Here is an 18,285-nt window from a genome sequence, read left to right on the forward strand (position 1 = left end):
GGAGCAGTGAGTAATCCTTTGTTTTACTGTGTGTTACGCAAGTGGGATCGGCTCTGACTATACTGTCAGACGTATCGAGCGCTGGTTTACTAAAAGAGTTTAAACATTATCAGGAGAGCATTATGGCTGTTACCAATATCGCTGAACTGAACGCCCTCGTCGAGCGCGTGAAAAAAGCCCAGCGTGAATATGCCAATTTCACCCAAGAACAGGTTGATAAAATCTTCCGCGCGGCCGCTCTGGCTGCTGCTGATGCTCGAATCCCTCTCGCTAAAATGGCCGTTGCCGAATCCGGCATGGGTATCGTTGAAGATAAAGTGATCAAAAACCACTTTGCTTCAGAGTATATCTACAACGCCTATAAAGATGAGAAAACCTGCGGTGTGCTGTCAGAAGACGATACTTTCGGCACCATCACCATCGCAGAACCGATCGGCATCATTTGCGGTATCGTTCCAACCACTAACCCAACCTCTACCGCCATCTTCAAATCTCTCATCAGCCTGAAGACACGTAACGCAATCATTTTCTCCCCGCATCCACGTGCGAAGGACGCTACCAACAAAGCGGCAGATATCGTGCTTCAGGCTGCGATTGCTGCGGGTGCGCCAAAAGATCTGATCGGCTGGATCGACCAACCTTCTGTTGAACTGTCCAACGCCCTGATGCATCACCCGGACATTAACCTGATTCTGGCGACCGGTGGTCCTGGTATGGTTAAAGCAGCATACAGCTCCGGTAAACCAGCCATCGGCGTAGGCGCGGGTAATACCCCTGTTGTGATCGACGAAACGGCAGATATCAAGCGTGCAGTTGCTTCTGTGCTGATGTCTAAAACCTTCGATAACGGCGTTATCTGCGCATCTGAACAGTCTGTTGTCGTGGTTGATTCGGTATACGACGCCGTTCGTGAACGTTTCGCCAGCCACGGCGGCTACCTGTTGCAAGGTAAAGAACTGAAAGCCGTTCAGGACGTGATTCTGAAAAATGGTGCGCTGAACGCGGCTATCGTAGGTCAGCCTGCGTATAAAATCGCTGAGCTCGCTGGCTTTAGCGTCCCTGCTACCACCAAGATTCTGATTGGTGAAGTGAAAGTCGTTGATGAAAGTGAGCCGTTTGCTCACGAGAAACTCTCCCCGACGCTGGCAATGTACCGTGCGAAAGATTTCGATGACGCGGTAGATAAAGCAGAGAAGCTGGTGGCGATGGGCGGTATCGGCCACACCTCTTGCCTGTACACCGACCAGGATAACCAGCCTGAGCGTGTTGCTTACTTCGGTCAGAAGATGAAGACGGCACGTATCCTGATCAACACCCCTGCTTCTCAGGGTGGTATCGGTGACCTGTACAACTTCAAACTCGCACCTTCCCTGACTCTGGGTTGTGGTTCCTGGGGTGGTAACTCCATCTCTGAAAACGTTGGTCCAAAACACCTGATCAACAAGAAAACCGTTGCTAAGCGAGCTGAAAACATGTTGTGGCACAAACTTCCGAAATCTATCTACTTCCGCCGCGGCTCTCTGCCAATCGCGCTGGATGAAGTGATTACTGATGGCCACAAACGTGCGCTCATCGTGACCGACCGTTTCCTGTTCAACAATGGCTATGCAGACCAGATCACCTCTGTTCTGAAAGCGGCTGGCGTCGAAACTGAAGTCTTCTTTGAAGTTGAAGCTGACCCAACCCTGAGCGTTGTACGTAAAGGCGCTGAACTGGCGAACTCCTTCAAACCTGATGTGATCATCGCACTGGGTGGCGGTTCCCCAATGGACGCCGCGAAAATTATGTGGGTGATGTACGAACATCCGGAAACTCACTTCGAAGAACTGGCGCTGCGCTTTATGGATATCCGTAAACGTATCTACAAGTTCCCGAAAATGGGCGTGAAAGCGAAAATGATCGCCGTCACCACTACTTCCGGTACTGGTTCAGAAGTGACGCCATTTGCCGTTGTGACTGATGACGCAACCGGTCAGAAATACCCGCTGGCTGACTACGCACTGACGCCAGATATGGCTATCGTTGACGCCAACCTGGTCATGGAAATGCCGAAATCACTGTGTGCGTTCGGTGGTCTGGATGCGGTAACTCACGCTCTGGAAGCTTACGTTTCCGTACTGGCTTCTGAGTTCTCTGACGGTCAGGCTTTGCAGGCGCTGAAACTGCTGAAAGAAAACCTGCCAGCTTCTTACAACGAAGGTTCGAAAAACCCTGTTGCGCGTGAACGTGTACACAGTGCGGCAACCATCGCGGGCATTGCGTTTGCTAACGCCTTCCTGGGTGTCTGTCACTCCATGGCGCACAAGCTAGGTTCACAGTTCCACATTCCTCACGGTCTGGCGAACGCCCTGTTGATCAGCAACGTTATCCGCTATAACGCCAACGACAACCCAACCAAGCAGACTGCATTCAGCCAGTACGACCGCCCACAGGCGCGCCGTCGTTATGCTGAAATCGCAGATCACCTGGGTCTGAGCGCACCGGGCGACCGTACTGCCGCGAAGATCGAGAAACTGCTGGCATGGCTGGAGAGCCTGAAGGCTGAACTGGGTATTCCTAAATCTATCCGCGAAGCAGGCGTTCAGGAAGCTGACTTCCTCGCTCACGTAGATAAGCTGTCTGAAGATGCATTCGATGACCAGTGTACTGGTGCTAACCCGCGCTACCCACTGATTTCCGAACTGAAACAGATCCTGCTGGATACTTATTACGGTCGTAACTTCACTGAAAGCGATGTCGCTGCCGTAAAAGTTGAAATCCCCGCAGTTGTAAAGGCTGACAAGAAAGCGAAGAAAAATGCTTGATTGACAGTATGATAAAAAAACCCGCCGCTGGCGGGTTTTTTTATATCTGAGGATACGTAAAACATTCTTATTATTTTCGATTGTCGCCCTGTAACGCCGTCAGCGAGCCTACAGCCAGCGCCTCTTTATAATGCTTGCGGCAGACCGAGACATAACGTTCATTGCCTCCTATCACCACCTGCTCGCCATCAGCATAGGGTTTACCCGACTGGTCCAGGCGAAGAACCATACTTGCCTTGCGGCCACAAAAGCAGATTGTTTTCAGCTCAACCAGCTTATCCGACCAGGCGAGCAGATACTGACTGCCGGCAAATAACTCCCCACGAAAATCGGTACGTAATCCATAGCAAAGAACGGGAATATCCAGCTCATCAACGACCTCTGAAAGCGCATGGACCTGCTCTCGGGTCAGGAACTGGCTTTCATCAACCAGCACGCAATGGACAGGCTTAGAGGCATGCTCGGCACGAATGTCCTCCAGCAGGTCCGTTTCAGGGTTAAACAGCCTTGCAGGCGACGAGAGCCCTATTCTTGAGCTCACCTTCCCTGCCCCAAAGCGATCGTCGATTCCGGCGGTATAAACAACGGTACGCATCCCCCGCTCCTGATAATTGTATGAGGATTGCAGTAACGCCGTCGATTTCCCTGCATTCATTGCCGAATAGTAGAAATAAAGTTGTGCCATTGGCCGAAGAACCCTAATCAATGTGTAATATTCCCGATGGATCATTGTACCATATTTTGTACCGTCATCAGCGGCGGGCTGCGCTCTCCAGCCTGCCATGCATCAGTAAATCCTTCGCGAGTGGCGCAAAATAATGCGTTAAAACAGGCAGTAAAGGCATTAAACACTGACAATAAGGTGAGTCCGCAACCAGAGATAACACTTCTTTTTATAGTGTCTTCTTCGTTCATTAAAATTCACTATTTATTAACTATTCTTGTCTTCGCTGCGCTTACTCGGGGTAATACAAAAGGCTGATATTTATCAACCGCAACTATAATTCCTGAGGTAAAAGTCACAAAACATACACGCAAATGACGCGCTTTTGCCGTTTGAAACGATATCTCACAGACCCAACAAACAATGAAATTTAAGTTAGCGTAATTAATAATAGCGTCGTTTATTTTGTATTTTTTGAATTCCTTACATTCCCACCTATTGCACAAGTGAAATTAAGGCTCTATTATTAGGACAACAAACCCACCCCCATTATAAGTTTGAGATTACTACAATGAGCGAAGCACTTAAAATTCTGAACAACATCCGTACTCTTCGTGCGCAGGCAAGAGAATGTACCCTTGAGACGCTTGAAGAAATGCTCGAAAAATTAGAAGTTGTAGTTAACGAACGTCGTGAAGAAGAAAGCGCTGCTGCGGCTGAAATCGAAGAACGTACACGTAAACTGCAACAGTATCGTGAAATGCTGATTGCCGATGGTATCGATCCAAACGAATTGCTGAACAGCATGGCTGCGGCTAAAACCGGTACCAAAGCAAAACGCGCGGCACGTCCTGCTAAATATAGCTACATCGATGAGAACGGCGAAGAGAAAACCTGGACCGGCCAGGGCCGTACTCCTGCTGTAATCAAGAAAGCAATGGACGAACAAGGTAAACAACTGGATGACTTCCTGATCAAGGATTAATCTGGAAAGATTCTGAAAAATCCCGCTTAATGCGGGATTTTTTATGCCTGTAATATTTGCCCGAACATCTCCTTACATTCTGTCATATTGTGAGGCTCCCTATTTAACGTCCTTGACAATCCCCCGCCAATTACGGAGCGACAGGCATAAAAAAACCGGTGGGCATCGCTCCACCGGTCTTGTTCACTGGGCTGTGAGTTTATTACTTAATACCCACGCTACCTTTGAGCCAGGCTTTAAATTCTTCACCCAGGCTGTTATGGCGAATACCATATTCGACGAATGCCTGCATATAACCGAGCTTATTCCCGCAGTCATGGCTCTTACCTTTCATATGGTAGGCTTCCACGGTCTCTTTCTCGATCAGCATATCGATAGCATCCGTCAGCTGGATTTCATCGCCCGCACCCGGAGGCGTTTTCGCCAGCAGAGCCCAAATTTCAGCACTCAGGACGTAACGACCAACGACAGCAAGGTTAGACGGCGCGACGTCCGCTTTAGGTTTTTCAACAACGCCAACCATCGGTACGCTTTCGCCAGGTTGCAGGTCAACGCCTTTGCAGTCAACCACGCCGTAAGCGGTCACGTCGTCGACTGGCTCAACCATAATCTGGCTGCTGCCGGTTTCGTCGAAGCGTTTAATCATTTCCGCCAGGTTTTCCTGGGAAAGATCGGACTCGTACTCATCAAGAATCACGTCAGGCAGAATAACCGCGACCGGCTCATCACCCACTACCGGGTGTGCACACAATACTGCGTGCCCCAGGCCTTTCGCCAGGCCCTGACGAACCTGCATAATGGTAACGTGTGGAGGGCAAATAGACTGCACTTCCTCCAGCAACTGGCGCTTAACGCGTTTTTCCAGCATTGCTTCGAGTTCGAAACTGGTATCGAAATGGTTTTCGATAGAGTTTTTAGATGAATGCGTCACCAGCACAATTTCGGTGATACCTGCTGCAATACATTCATTCACGACATACTGGATTAATGGCTTATCAACCAGAGGCAGCATCTCTTTTGGGATTGCCTTCGTCGCTGGCAACATCCTGGTACCCAATCCCGCCACCGGGATAACGGCCTTTCTGACTTTCGAATTAAGGGCAGCCATTGAAATTCTCCTGAACTGTTCAAGTTTTGAACTTTTATGCATTGAATAACGCGTTGAGTATACAGTCTCAGCCACTAATACGGGTCTGAAAAGAACGCGTTGCCGATCAATTAAGACAAATACGCATGAAACTTGCAGCGATAGTAGCACTGCCAGCAAAAACACAGGTAAAGCAATCTGAAAAATAAAATCTGACTGCTTACTCCGTGGACAACATTAAGCGTAACCGCCCTCCGGCACCCCAAATTTGGCACTGCCAGGAGGTGCAGCGATGGCTAATTTGATTAAGGTAAGTATTTCCCAGCGTACCCAACGGCACGCCGTTACTCACCTGAATATGGTGTTCGCCAGTATTCAGCGTGGCATTTAAACCCGCAGAGACCAGAATAAGGTTATTCAACCCGCTGTGATAATAGCCAACCAGAAGCGGGAACTGCCCCGGCAAATTGGCCTGGCGAAAAAGTTGGTTGACCTGTTTTAGTAAACTGCCTAACTCAGGAAGTCGTTGCCCCTGATGGGATAATTGTTCCTGTAGCAATCCATTAAACAGCGCACGGAGTAATAAGGCCGCCAGAACGCCGTTATCTCCCGCCCGGGTAACATCCAGGCAATAAAAAGCGAGGTCAGAATCTGATAGCGGCGCAATATCCAGCACCAGTCCAGGCTGGTCAGCCGCTACCAGCTGGCGATAATTTACTCTGCAATGAGAGATATTTTGCTGCACCGGCGGCTGAAGTTCCTGAAGCAGCTTCGCGGCCGCGAGCGGATTACTGACTAAAGCATCCCAGTCCTGGAAAAGACGTTCTTCTTCTTCCACCCGGGAATTAAACATATTGGGATACAGGCAGGCCAACACCGTTTCACGCAGACGGTTCAAATCTTTAACCGGTTTGAGCAGAATATCCTGCACACCTAAACGCAACGCCTTAGCAATATCCGCCATATTTTCGGTGGCCGAGATCACCAGTATCGGTGTCTGATAACCTTCATTACGCAGGTTTTCCACCAGCATTAATCCGTCCATGCGCGGCATCTCAAGGTCGCAGATCATCAGATCAGGCGCCATGCTGGCCATTTTTTCCAGTGCCTCGACGCCATCTTCGGCAAGGGACGTGGTTGCACCCAGTGAGGATAACCACGAATCCAGTAGCGATCGGAAAACGGGCTCGTCTTCTACTATCAAAATATGTTTTCCGGCCAATGGCTGTGTCATGGTTCCTCCCCTGGCTGACAGTTACTCAATAGTGGCATGCTATTGGTACTATCGCCTGTCAGATTTTGCTGAAGTAATCAAAAAAGTGCTCAACGTGCTGTACGCACAAAAGGCAACAGTTCATCTATTTTCTTTTCGACGGCTAACGAGCCCGCTGCTATGGCGGCCTCAGCCCGGTGGAAATCAAGGGTAGAGATTTGTGGACAATAGGGTTGAATAAGAATATCCGGAGGATCGCCAGCCATACGGTTTCGCTTCAGGCGATTCTCAAGGATCTGAATAGAGGTCGTCATGATTTCAATGGCGTTCGGCGCGGTCACCGCGCGACGGGCGGTCAGGCGCCCTATTCTGCCGCGTAATCGCGCATGCCAGGCAAGTTTCTCTTCTTCCGCATCATCGCTCTGAAGATTAACCGGCATCAAATCTTGCTGCATAAGGTGTGCGTCGTGCTGTAAATCCACGGCAATAACGATATCCGCCCCCATGGCGCGGGTCAGAGAGATGGGTACAGGATTCACTACGCCCCCATCAACGAGCCAGTAGCCGTTGTGAGGCACAGGCGCCATTAACCCCGGCATGCTACAGGATGCGCGAACGGCGAGATGAATATCCCCTTCGGTGAGCCATAACTCCCTGCCCGTACTGAGGTTGGTTGCAACGGCACCGAAAGGCATTTGGCAGTGGCTGAAGTCAGCGAGGGGCATTATCTTACGAAACTGATTGAACACGCGTTCGCCGCGCAGCAGGCCGCCACGCTGCCAGGAGAGATCCATCAGGCGCAGCACATCCCAGTAACTGAAGGAGCGCACCCAGCTTTCAAGCTCCGGGAGCTTACCGCAGGCGTACGCGGATCCGACCAGCGACCCGATAGAACATCCTGCGACAATATCAACGTCAATCCCCATCTGGTTTAAGGTATTGATAACGCCAATATGTGACCAACCCCGGGCTGCACCTGAGCCCAACGCCAGTCCAATTTTTACCTTTCTCATTAGCCCTGTTTTACTTCCCCTGGATTCCCGACATAGCGTCAACGCACCTGCTCAGTTAACATATTGCTACCTTAAGCGTTTAACGCCTTATTTTTTGTTCCAGGAAGAGAATCGTGTCTCAACTCTGCCCCTGTGGTAGCGCTCTGGAGTATAGCCTATGTTGCCAGCGATATCTTTCTGGCGAGCAGGTTGCACCAGACCCGTCACACCTTATGCGCTCGCGGTATACTGCTTTTGTGATCAAAAACGCAGACTACCTGATTAAAACCTGGCATCCGTCCTGCCATGCTGCCGATTTTCGCCAAGAGATTGAAGCCGGATTTGCCAACACCGTCTGGCTGGGCCTCACCGTCTTTGAAGCCGCTCCCGGACGCGATGCCAACGAGGGCTATGTCAGTTTTGTCGCCCGCTTTAGCGAACAAAACAAACCCGGCGCCATCATTGAGCGCTCACGGTTCTTAAAGGACAGCGGGCAATGGTATTATATTGACGGCACACGTCCGCAATTCGGTCGTAACGATCCCTGCCCCTGTGGTTCAGGAAAAAAATTTAAAAAGTGTTGCGGCAGTAATGCCTGACAACTCAGACTTCGCAAATACATAAACAGGATTTCCCGGCGATGCAATCATTACAACGTAAAGTTCTGCGCACTATCTGTCCCGATCAAAAAGGGCTGATCGCACGAATTACCAACATTTGCTACAAGCATGAACTGAATATCGTGCAGAACAACGAGTTCGTTGACCACCGTACCGGTCGCTTCTTTATGCGTACCGAACTGGAAGGCATTTTCAACGACACAACCCTGCTTGCCGATCTGGACAGCGCCCTGCCGGAAGGCTCGGTGCGCGAGCTTAACCCGGCGGGCCGTCGCCGCATTGTCATTCTGGTCACCAAAGAGGCGCACTGCCTGGGCGATCTGCTGATGAAAGCCAACTACGGTGGCCTGGACGTCGAAATTGCCGCCGTCATTGGCAACCATGAGACGCTGCGTACGCTGGTTGAACGTTTTGACATTCCGTTTGAGCTGGTCAGTCACGAAGGCTATACCCGTGAAGAGCACGACAACCTGATGGCAGCTGCGATTGAAGCGCATAACCCGGACTACGTGGTGCTGGCGAAATATATGCGCGTGCTGACGCCATCCTTCGTGGCGCGCTTCCCGAACAAAATTATCAACATCCACCACTCCTTCCTGCCAGCCTTTATTGGCGCGCGTCCGTATCACCAGGCATACGAGCGTGGGGTGAAGATCATTGGCGCAACCGCGCACTACGTGAATGACAATCTGGACGAAGGTCCAATCATCATGCAGGACGTGATCCACGTGGATCACACCTATACGGCAGAAGATATGATGCGTGCTGGCCGTGACGTTGAGAAGAACGTACTGAGCCGTGCGCTGTATCAGGTACTTGCTCAGCGCGTCTTTGTGTACGGCAACAGAACGATTATTCTCTAATCCCTCGGAAAATGAATTGATTAGCTTTACGCCTTTACGGATAAAAAGCAGGCAAACAGCTTCATTTTCCTAAAGGAATGCTTTACAGGGGCGTCTCATTTGATATGATGCGCCCCGCTTCCAACAGGAAGCAGGCCAGTTAAAAGCATTACCCCGTGGTGGGGTTCCCGAGCGGCCAAAGGGAGCAGACTGTAAATCTGCCGTCATCGACTTCGAAGGTTCGAATCCTTCCCCCACCACCATCTCCAGCTTTACCTCAAAATATGAATTACCCCTGGTGGGGTTCCCGAGCGGCCAAAGGGAGCAGACTGTAAATCTGCCGTCATCGACTTCGAAGGTTCGAATCCTTCCCCCACCACCATCACTTCCAGATTCTTAAGCACTCACTCAAGCACAATGCTCCATATTTCTCGATGCCGGGAGTAATCCTTCCCTGCCTGTTTTCTCCGGTGGCGCTTCGCTTACCGGGGCTACGAATAGGGTCTGTAGGCCGGGTAAGGCGCAGCCGCCACCCGGCATCCGCACGCCCCCCTGGATCGGGGACAAAAAAAACCCCGCAAATGCGGGGTTGTATTAATACAGCGAATCAGCGACGAGCACGCACAACCTGATATTTGCGCGTCAGGTACTCCACCGGCGCACTCCAGATGTGCACCAGGCGAGAGAACGGGAACAGCACAAACAGGGTCATACCCAGCACCAGGTGAACGCGAAAGATAAACGCCACGCCGTCCAGATGCTCAGAAGCGCCCCCGCGGAAGGTCACGACAGACTGCGCCCATCCAACCAGCTTCATCATCTCGCTGCCGTCCATATGCTGCGCAGAGAATGGAATGGTCAGCAGACCAAGCGCACACTGCACCATCAGCAGGGAGAGGATCAGGATGTCCGCTCCGGTCGTGGTAGCCCGCACGCGTGGGCTGAACAGACGTCGTTTCAGCAGCAGCAGGCCACCCACCAGGGTCATCACGCCACAGGCGCCGCCGGCAATCATCGCCATCTTCTGCTTCACTTCAATCGGCAGCCACGCTTCGTACATCCAGTGCGGGGTCAGCATCCCCAGGAAGTGGCCGGCGAAAATTCCCAAAATCCCGATGTGGAACAGGTTTGACGCCAGGTTCATCCCTTTACGATCCAGCATCTGGCTGGAGGCAGCACGCCAGGTGTACTGGCCATAGTCATAACGCAGCCAGCTTCCCACCAGGAATACGGTGCCCGCGATATACGGGTAAATGTCAAAGAAGAACATATTCAGGAAGTGCATTAGTGCTGTCCTCCGTTAGAGATATTCAAATATTGCGGAGCCACCGCTCCGGCAAAACGACGCTGATGCGCGGAGATTTCAGATTCGCCACAGCTCTGGTCAGCAAAGAATTTCACCTGCTCTTCTTCCCAGACGGCATCCAGTGCTTGTGGGGTATCGTCACGGGCTTCATCCGCAATTTTTTCCGCCACTTTTTGACTGTCAACCGAGGCGTTAGCCAGTTTCACCAGCAGATCGAACAGGACTGCATAGCTGCTCTCACGTTGCTGGAGACGCGCGCCGAGCAACGCCAGAATGGGAGCAATGTCCTGCAACCCGCCCAGCGCTTCCTCTTTCGGCAACTGTGCCAAATATTCCAGATACAGCGGCAGGTGATCCGGCAGCTCGCGGCTGTCGAGTTGCAAACCGTGCTGCTCGTACTGGGCCATCAGATCCACCATCGCCTGACCACGGTCGCGGGATTCACCGTGAACGTGTTCGAACAGCAGCAGAGACGTGGCACGGCCCCGGTCAAACAGCTGGCTGTAGTCCGCCTGCGCATCAAGAAGATCGCGTGCCAGCAGATCGCGGAGGAAAACGCCCAGCTTCTGGGCATCCTCTTTATCCAGGTTTTCAGATGACGCGAGTGCATCAAAGAGTTCCTGTTGATGCTGCACAAGCGCAGCATCAGGGTACTCAAGCAGACGCGAAACAATGACGAGTTCAATCATTGGTGCGGCTCCGTTTTGCTGGTCACATCCATCGCGTCAATGCGGCGGCTGTTGAACAGGTTGAATTTGCTGTCTGACCCGTGGCAACCGTCGCCAAAGGTAAAGCCACACCCACTTTTCTCCGGGAAGGCCTCGCGAGCCAGTTCACGGTGGCTGCTCGGCACCACGAAACGATCTTCGTAGTTAGCGATTGCCAGATAGCGGTACATCTCCTGCGCCTGCGCCTCGGTCAGGCCGACCTCCTCCAGCGCGCGGGTATCGTTAACGCCGTCAACGGTTTCGGCACGTTTGAAGTGACGCATCGCCAGCATACGTTTCAGCGCCAGCAGTACCGGCTGGGTATCCCCTGCGGTGAGCAGGTTGGCCAGATACTGAACCGGGATACGCAGGCTTTCCACGTCCGGCAGAATGCCGTTGCTGCCCAGTTCACCCGCGTCCGCCGCAGACTGAATCGGAGACAGTGGCGGCACGTACCAGACCATCGGCAGCGTGCGGTATTCCGGGTGCAGCGGCAGGGCCAGCTTCCAGTCCATCGCCATTTTGTACACCGGAGACTGCTGTGCGGCGTCAATCACGCTCTGCGGAATACCGTCTTTCAGCGCCTGCTCAATAACCTTTGGATCGTTTGGATCGAGGAAGACGTCCAGCTGACGCTGATACAGATCTTTCTCGTTCTCGGTGCTTGCGGCATTTTCAATCGCGTCCGCGTCGTACAGCAGCACGCCGAGGTAGCGGATACGACCTACGCAGCTTTCTGAGCAGACGGTCGGCATACCGGCTTCGATACGCGGGTAGCAGAAGATGCACTTCTCAGACTTACCGCTCTTCCAGTTGAAGTAGATTTTTTTGTACGGGCAGCCGGTGATGCACATACGCCAGCCGCGGCACTTGTCCTGGTCGATCAGCACAATGCCATCTTCTTCACGCTTGTAGATGGCGCCGCTTGGACAGGTCGCCACGCACGCCGGGTTAAGGCAGTGTTCGCACAGGCGCGGCAGGTACATCATGAAGGTGTTTTCGAACTGGCCGTACATCGCCTTCTGCATGTTCTCGAAGTTCTGGTCTTTGGCGCGTTTTTCGAACTCGCCGCCCAGAATCTCTTCCCAGTTTGGACCGCTGGTAATTTTGTCCATGCGCTGGCCGGTGATCAGCGAGCGAGGACGGGCGATCGGCTGGTGTTTGCTTTCCGGCGCGTTGTGCAGGTTCTGGTAGTCGTAATCAAACGGCTCGTAGTAATCATCAATGCCCGGCAGATGCGGGTTAGCGAAGATTTTTCCCAGCAGCATGGCACGGTTACCCATGCGCGGTTGCAGTTTGCCGTTGATTTTACGGATCCAGCCGCCCTTCCACTTCTCCTGGTTTTCCCAGTCGGTCGGGAAGCCAGTGCCCGGCTTACTTTCCACGTTGTTGAACCAGGCGTACTCCATACCTTCACGGCTGGTCCAGACGTTTTTACAGGTGACTGAGCAGGTATGACAGCCGATGCATTTATCCAGATTCAGCACCATGCCGACTTGTGAACGAATTTTCATTTTACGCTCTCCTGTACCTGGTCATTACCTTCGCCATCTAACCAGTTAATATTCTTCATCTTACGTACCACCACGAACTCATCGCGGTTCGATCCTACGGTGCCGTAGTAGTTAAAGCCGTAGGCCAGCTGGGCATAACCACCGATCATGTGGGTCGGCTTCGGCGTAATACGGGTCACGGAGTTGTGAATACCGCCGCGCTGCTCGGTGATCTCAGACCCCGGCAGGTTAACGATACGTTCCTGCGCGTGGTACATCATGGTCATCCCGGCCGGTACACGCTGGCTCACCACCGCACGTGCCGTCAGGGCGCCGTTGCTGTTGAACACTTCGATCCAGTCGTTATCTTCGATACCCAGATCTTTGGCGTCCGCTTCGCTCATCCAGACGATTGGCCCCCCGCGCGACAGCGTCAGCATCAGCAGGTTGTCGCTGTAGGTGGAGTGGATACCCCACTTCTGGTGCGGCGTCAGGAAGTTCAGCGCCTTCTCAGGGTTACCGTTCGATTTCGCGCCCATCACCGCTTTCACGGAGCGGGTGTCGATTGGCGGACGGTAAACCAGCAGGCTTTCACCGAAGTCACGCATCCACTGGTGATCCTGATACAGAGACTGACGGCCAGAAAGCGTGCGCCATGGGATCAGCTCGTGAACATTGGTGTATCCGGCGTTATAGGACACATGTTCATCTTCGAGGCCAGACCAGGTCGGGCTGGAGATAATCTTGCGCGGCTGGGCCTGAATATCGCGGAAGCGGATTTTCTCTTCCTCTTTATTCTTCGCCAGGTGCGTGTGGTCACGACCGGTAAACTCGCTCAGGGCCGCCCACGCTTTCACCGCCACGTGGCCGTTGGTTTCCGGGGCCAGGGTCAGGATCATCTCTGCCGCATCAATTGCCGTGTTCAGCATCGGCTGGCCTTTCGCCGGGCCGTCTGCTTTGGTGTAATTGAGCTTGCGCAGCAGATCCATTTCGCTCTGGGTGTTCCAGGCGATGCCTTTACCGCCGTTACCGATCTTCTCCATCAGCGGGCCGATAGAGGTAAAGCGTTCGTAAGTTGCCGGGTAATCTCGTTCAACCGGAATAATGTGCGGCGCGGTTACGCCCGGGATCAGGTCGCACTCGCCTTTTTTCCAGTCCTTCACGTCCAGCGGCTGAGCCAGTTCGGCAGCGGAGTCGTGCTGGATTGGCAGCGTCACCACGTCGGTCTCTTTGCCCAGGTGCCCTACACAGACTTCAGAGAATTTCTTCGCGATGTCTTTGTAGATTTCCCAGTCGCTTTTTGATTCCCATGCCGGGTCAACGGCCGCAGACAGCGGATGAATAAACGGATGCATATCCGACGTATTCATATCGTCTTTTTCGTACCAGGTGGCAGTAGGCAGCACGATGTCGGAGTACAGGCAGGTACTGGACAGACGGAAGTCCAGCGTCACCACCAGATCCAACTTGCCGTCGAGACCGTTGTCTTTCCACTCCACCTCTTCCGGCTTTACGCCGCCCTGCTTGCCGAGATCTTTACCCTGAATACCGTTTTCGGTACCGAGCAGGTATTTCAGCATGTACTCGTGGCCTTTACCGGAAGAACCCAGCAGGTTAGAGCGCCAGATGAACAGGTTACGCGGATGGTTTTTACCGTTCTCCGGCTGTTCTGCCGCGAAGCGGATTGAGCCGTCTTTGAGGGATTTAACGGTGTAGTCCACCGGTGACATGTCCGCTTTCTTCGCCGCTTCCGCAATACGCAGCGGGTTCGTACCCAGCTGCGGCGCAGACGGCAGCCAGCCCATACGCTCAGCGCGCACGTTGAAGTCAATCAGGTGGCCGCTGTAGCGGGATTTATCCGCCATCGGCGACAGCAGTTCCTGGGCGGTAACCGTCTCGTAGCGCCACTGGCTGGAGTGGTTATAGAAGTAGGAGGTGCTGTTCATGTGACGAGCCGGACGCTGCCAGTCAAGGGCAAACGCCAGCGGTTGCCAGCCGGTCTGCGGACGCAGTTTTTCCTGGCCCACGTAGTGCGCCCAGCCGCCGCCGCTCTGCCCGACGCAGCCGCAGAAGATCAGCATGTTGATCAGGCCGCGATAGTTCATATCGAGGTGATACCAGTGGTTCAGACCGGCACCGACGATGATCATGGAGCGACCGTGGGTTTTGTCGGCGTTTTCCGCAAATTCGCGGGCGATACGGGTGATCTGGGCGCGTGGCACACCGGTGATCTGCTCCGCCCAGGCTGGGGTATAAGCCTTCACGTCATCATAGCTGGTCGCGCAGTTTTCGTCGTTCAGGCCGCGCTCCAGGCCGTAGTTCGCCATGGTCAGATCGTAGACGGTAGTGACCAGAGCAGTAGAACCGTCCGCCAGTTGCAGGCGCTTCACCGGCAGCTTGTGCATCAGAACGTTTTGCAACTCAACCTTGTTGAAGTGCTCGGAACCTTCACCACCAAAGTACGGGAAGCCGACATCGGCGATCTCATCCTGGCTGCCCAGCATGCTGAGACGCAGCTCCGTCTCTTCACCCGTGGTGCCGTTACGCTGCTCCAGGTTCCATTTGCCTTTTTCGCCCCAGCGGAAGCCGATAGAACCGTTTGGCGCCACCAGCTCGCCGTTGCTGTTGCAGGCGACCGTTTTCCACTCCGGGTTGTTTTCCTGACCCAGCGCATCCACCAGATCCGCGGCACGCAGCATACGGCCTGCGGCGTAATAGCCGTCACGCTCTTCGAGCATCACCAGCATTGGCATGTCGGTATAGCGACGCACGTAATCGGTGAAATACTGGCTTGGCTTGTCGAGGTGGAATTCACGCAGCATGACGTGGCCCATCGCCAGCTCCATTGCGGCATCGGTACCCTGTTTCGGCGCCAGCCACAGGTCGCACAGTTTGGCGATTTCGGCGTAGTCCGGGGTCACGGCGACGGTTTTGGTCCCTTTGTAACGTACTTCGGTAAAGAAGTGCGCATCCGGGGTACGGGTCTGCGGAACGTTAGAGCCCCAGGCGATGATATAGCTGGAGTTGTACCAGTCAGCGGACTCCGGCACGTCGGTCTGCTCGCCCCAGGTCTGAGGCGACGCTGGCGGCAGGTCGCAGTACCAGTCGTAGAAGCTCAGGCAGGTACCGCCGATGAGTGACAGGTAGCGCGCGCCGGAGGCGTAAGAGACCATCGACATCGCCGGGATTGGCGAGAAGCCTGCCACACGGTCAGGACCGTAGGTTTTCACGGTGTAGACGTTAGAAGCCGCAATCAGCTCGTTCACCTCTTTCCAGGAAGAACGAACGAAACCACCGCGACCACGCGCCTGTTTGAAGCTTTTCGCTTTGTCGGCATCTTCAATAATGGAGGCCCAGGCATCAACCGGATCGCTGTGCTGCACTTTCGCTTCACGCCACATTTTCATCAGGCGTTTACGCATCAGCGGGTATTTCAGACGGTTGGCGCTGTAGAGATACCAGGAGTAGCTGGCCCCACGCGGGCAGCCGCGCGGCTCGTGGTTCGGCATATCCGGACGGGTACGCGGATAATCGGTCTGCTGCATTTCCCAGGTCACCAGACCGTTTTTAACGAAAATCTTCCAGCTACATGAGCCAGTGCAGTTTACGCCGTGGGTAGAACGGACAACTTTGTCATGCTGCCAGCGTTGACGGTAACCGTCTTCCCAGTCCCGGTTGGTATCCAGAACCTGGCCGTGCCCATCGGCAAAAGTTTCACCCTTCTGTTTGAAGTAGCGAAACCGGTCCAAAAATTTGCTCATCGGGTATCTCCTGTGTGGAGCCTGTGGCTCTCTAAATCGACATTGCTGATTTGCAGCGAAGGTAACGCTATGAAAGATGGTGAGAATTGATAACGATCAAGACGAAGGGGGTCTCTGAAGGGGGGTATTAGATCAAATACCACCAAAGCGGTAGCCGTTAATATTTTTTAACTTTATGATTTATATAGATATATTTTATTTATCGTACAATAGTCGAGGCAAAATTTAACATCTTAGGTATTAAGGGGTAGACACACCTGTAAAGCGATGGCGATCACAGCGTTACCTGCGGGTGATCACGGGTAACGTCGATAGTATGTTGTAACTATTCAGTGTTTAAAAAAAGCGCGGCACTCAGGCCGCGCAAACGGATAATCAAGCTTACTTGTTTTTCTTGGTATTACGGCCATATACCAGCCACGTGATGACCACGCAGGCGATATAGAAGACGAGGAATACCTTCATCGCACCCGCCGGAGAGCCGGTCAGATCCAGTGAGATACCGAACGCTTTTGGAATAAAGAAGCCGCCAATCGCGCCAATCGCAGAGATAAACCCAAGCGCCGCAGCGGTATCGGTGGCAGCTTCACGCATTGCCTGCTCGTCGCTCCCGCCCTGCGCTTTCACGCGGTCCATGGTCAGCTTGCGGAAGATGACAGAGATCATCTGGAAAGTAGACGCACTGCCCAGCCCGGCGGTCAGGAACAGCACCATGAATACGCCGAAGAAGGCAAAGAAGTTACCCCCCTCACCACCCGCAGGCAGCGTCAGGAACAGCAGCGCACAGAAGATGGCCATCACAACAAAGTTCACCAGCGTAACGCGCGTTCCCCCCAGACGGTCGGAGATCATCCCGCCCAGCGAACGTGCCAGCGCGCCGATAAACGGACCGAAGAAGGCAAACTGAAGGATCTGCACGTCCGGGAACTGGGTTTTAGACAGCATGGCAAAGCCTGCGGAAAAACCGATGAACGAGCCGAAGGTCGCCAGATACAGCAGCGCCATCACCCACAGGTGGCCACGCTTCAGCACTGGCAGCTGCTCGCTCAGTGACGCTTTGGACGCGGACAGATCGTTCATGAAGAACCACGCCGCCAGGGTAAAGACCACCAGGAACGGTACCCAAATCCAGGAGGCGTTTTGCAGGAACAGCACGGAACCGTCGGGCTGCGTCACACCGCCGCCGCCAAAGGCCGCAAAGATGGAGACAGAGATCGCCAGCGGGGCAATCAGCTGCATCACGCTCACGCCCATATTACCGAGGCCGCCGTTAATGCCCAGCGCACCACCCTGCTTCGCTTTCGGGAAGAAGAAGCTGATGTTTGCCATACTGGACGCAAAGTTCGCCCCCGCAAAACCGCACAGTAGAGAGATAATCACGAATACGCTAAACGGTGTGGAGGTATCCTGCACCGCAAAACCGAGCCACACGCACGGTACGATCATGATCCCGGTACTGAAAGCCGTCCAGCGACGACCACCAAAGACCGGCACCATAAACGCGTAAGGAACGCGCAGCAGTGCGCCTGAAAGCGACGGCAACGCGGTCAACATAAACAGCTGATCGGTGGTAAAGGTAAAGCCCACTTTTGGAAGGTTAACCGCAACCGCACTAAACAACATCCAGACGCAAAACGCCAGTAACAGACATGGAACGGAAATCCACAGATTACGACTTGCTACACGATGGCCGCGCTGTTGCCAGAACGCCGGATCCTCTGGACGCCAGTCTGTAATAACGGCACCAGTTTCCCTTTCGGGAGCGGAAGAGTGACTCATAGACACCTCTGATTCTCGAATGATGCTGCAAA

Annotated in this window: 14 protein-coding genes and 2 tRNA genes; 6 read left to right on the plus strand and 10 right to left on the minus strand. The window is 53.5% G+C overall.

The features are described from left to right. Window positions 1–122: 122 nt before the first annotated feature. Window positions 123–2,804, plus strand: coding sequence for a bifunctional acetaldehyde-CoA/alcohol dehydrogenase (gene adhE, locus ACOTX5_RS05530; RefSeq protein WP_032103375.1), 2,682 nt, complete (start codon window positions 123–125; stop codon window positions 2,802–2,804). 70 nt (window positions 2,805–2,874) lie between these two features. Here adhE and tdk read toward each other — a convergent pair whose 3' ends face one another. Together tdk and ACOTX5_RS05540 are read right to left on the minus strand one after the other, a co-directional pair. After that, window positions 2,875–3,489, minus strand: coding sequence for a thymidine kinase (gene tdk / locus ACOTX5_RS05535; RefSeq protein WP_063945151.1), 615 nt, complete (start codon window positions 3,487–3,489; stop codon window positions 2,875–2,877). 41 nt (window positions 3,490–3,530) lie between these two features. Continuing rightward, window positions 3,531–3,719 (minus strand): hypothetical protein, encoded by a 189-nt coding sequence (locus tag ACOTX5_RS05540; protein WP_123906382.1) that lies wholly within the window; start codon window positions 3,717–3,719, stop codon window positions 3,531–3,533. Window positions 3,720–4,039: 320 nt separating this feature from the next. Here ACOTX5_RS05540 and hns point away from each other — a divergent pair, with 320 nt between their 5' ends. Beyond that, window positions 4,040–4,453, plus strand: a complete 414-nt coding sequence (gene hns, locus ACOTX5_RS05545; protein ID WP_003856724.1) for a histone-like nucleoid-structuring protein H-NS — start codon at window positions 4,040–4,042, stop codon at window positions 4,451–4,453. 202 nt (window positions 4,454–4,655) lie between these two features. On the opposite strand, the gene galU is transcribed toward hns, so the two are convergent. The 3 genes from galU to rssA all read right to left on the minus strand — a co-directional run bounded on the left by galU (window position 4,656) and on the right by rssA (window position 7,766). After that, a complete protein-coding gene (gene galU / locus ACOTX5_RS05550; protein WP_003856723.1) occupies window positions 4,656–5,561 on the minus strand; it encodes a UTP--glucose-1-phosphate uridylyltransferase GalU in 906 nt (301 codons plus the stop codon). 199 nt (window positions 5,562–5,760) lie between these two features. After that, window positions 5,761–6,774 carry a two-component system response regulator RssB gene (gene rssB, locus ACOTX5_RS05555; protein WP_003856721.1) on the minus strand — a complete coding sequence of 338 codons (1,014 nt, stop codon included), beginning with the start codon at window positions 6,772–6,774 and terminating at the stop codon, window positions 5,761–5,763. Between the two features lie 89 nt (window positions 6,775–6,863). Beyond that, window positions 6,864–7,766, minus strand: a complete 903-nt coding sequence (gene rssA, locus ACOTX5_RS05560; protein WP_017384239.1) for a patatin-like phospholipase RssA — start codon at window positions 7,764–7,766, stop codon at window positions 6,864–6,866. A gap of 113 nt (window positions 7,767–7,879) precedes the next feature. Between rssA and ACOTX5_RS05565 the strand changes: the two genes are divergently transcribed. From ACOTX5_RS05565 to ACOTX5_RS05580, 4 genes are all read left to right on the plus strand, one after another. After that, complete coding sequence (locus ACOTX5_RS05565; protein ID WP_023303849.1) at window positions 7,880–8,344, plus strand: YchJ family protein; 465 nt, start codon at window positions 7,880–7,882, stop codon at window positions 8,342–8,344. 41 nt (window positions 8,345–8,385) lie between these two features. After that, window positions 8,386–9,228, plus strand: coding sequence for a formyltetrahydrofolate deformylase (purU, locus tag ACOTX5_RS05570; protein WP_015570366.1), 843 nt, complete (start codon window positions 8,386–8,388; stop codon window positions 9,226–9,228). Window positions 9,229–9,385: 157 nt separating this feature from the next. Then, window positions 9,386–9,470, plus strand: a tRNA-Tyr gene (locus ACOTX5_RS05575). A 34-nt stretch (window positions 9,471–9,504) separates the two neighbouring features. Continuing rightward, a tRNA-Tyr gene (locus tag ACOTX5_RS05580) sits at window positions 9,505–9,589 on the plus strand. Window positions 9,590–9,814: 225 nt separating this feature from the next. Here the strand turns inward: ACOTX5_RS05580 and narI are convergent. From narI to ACOTX5_RS05605, 5 genes are all read right to left on the minus strand, one after another. Next, window positions 9,815–10,492, minus strand: a complete 678-nt coding sequence (gene narI, locus ACOTX5_RS05585; RefSeq protein ID WP_015570365.1) for a respiratory nitrate reductase subunit gamma — start codon at window positions 10,490–10,492, stop codon at window positions 9,815–9,817. Then, window positions 10,492–11,202 carry a nitrate reductase molybdenum cofactor assembly chaperone gene (gene narJ, locus ACOTX5_RS05590; RefSeq protein ID WP_022651366.1) on the minus strand — a complete coding sequence of 237 codons (711 nt, stop codon included), beginning with the start codon at window positions 11,200–11,202 and terminating at the stop codon, window positions 10,492–10,494. Before narJ ends, narI begins: the two co-directional genes overlap by 1 nt. Next, complete coding sequence (gene narH / locus ACOTX5_RS05595; RefSeq protein WP_017384243.1) at window positions 11,199–12,734, minus strand: nitrate reductase subunit beta; 1,536 nt, start codon at window positions 12,732–12,734, stop codon at window positions 11,199–11,201. The genes narJ and narH overlap by 4 nt, the downstream gene beginning before the upstream one ends. Then, the gene (locus tag ACOTX5_RS05600; RefSeq protein WP_045911253.1) at window positions 12,731–16,474 is read right to left on the minus strand and encodes a nitrate reductase subunit alpha; all 3,744 of its coding nucleotides are present in this window, start codon (window positions 16,472–16,474) and stop codon (window positions 12,731–12,733) included. The genes narH and ACOTX5_RS05600 overlap by 4 nt, the downstream gene beginning before the upstream one ends. A 381-nt stretch (window positions 16,475–16,855) precedes the next feature. Next, the gene (locus tag ACOTX5_RS05605) at window positions 16,856–18,253 is read right to left on the minus strand and encodes a NarK family nitrate/nitrite MFS transporter (RefSeq protein ID WP_017384245.1); all 1,398 of its coding nucleotides are present in this window, start codon (window positions 18,251–18,253) and stop codon (window positions 16,856–16,858) included. Between the last annotated feature and the right edge of the window lie 32 nt (window positions 18,254–18,285).

Origin of the sequence: Enterobacter cloacae complex sp. IR5441, from assembly GCF_049238215.1 — a bacterium.
In the GTDB taxonomy this organism is placed as follows: Bacteria; Pseudomonadota; Gammaproteobacteria; order Enterobacterales; family Enterobacteriaceae; genus Enterobacter; species Enterobacter hormaechei_C.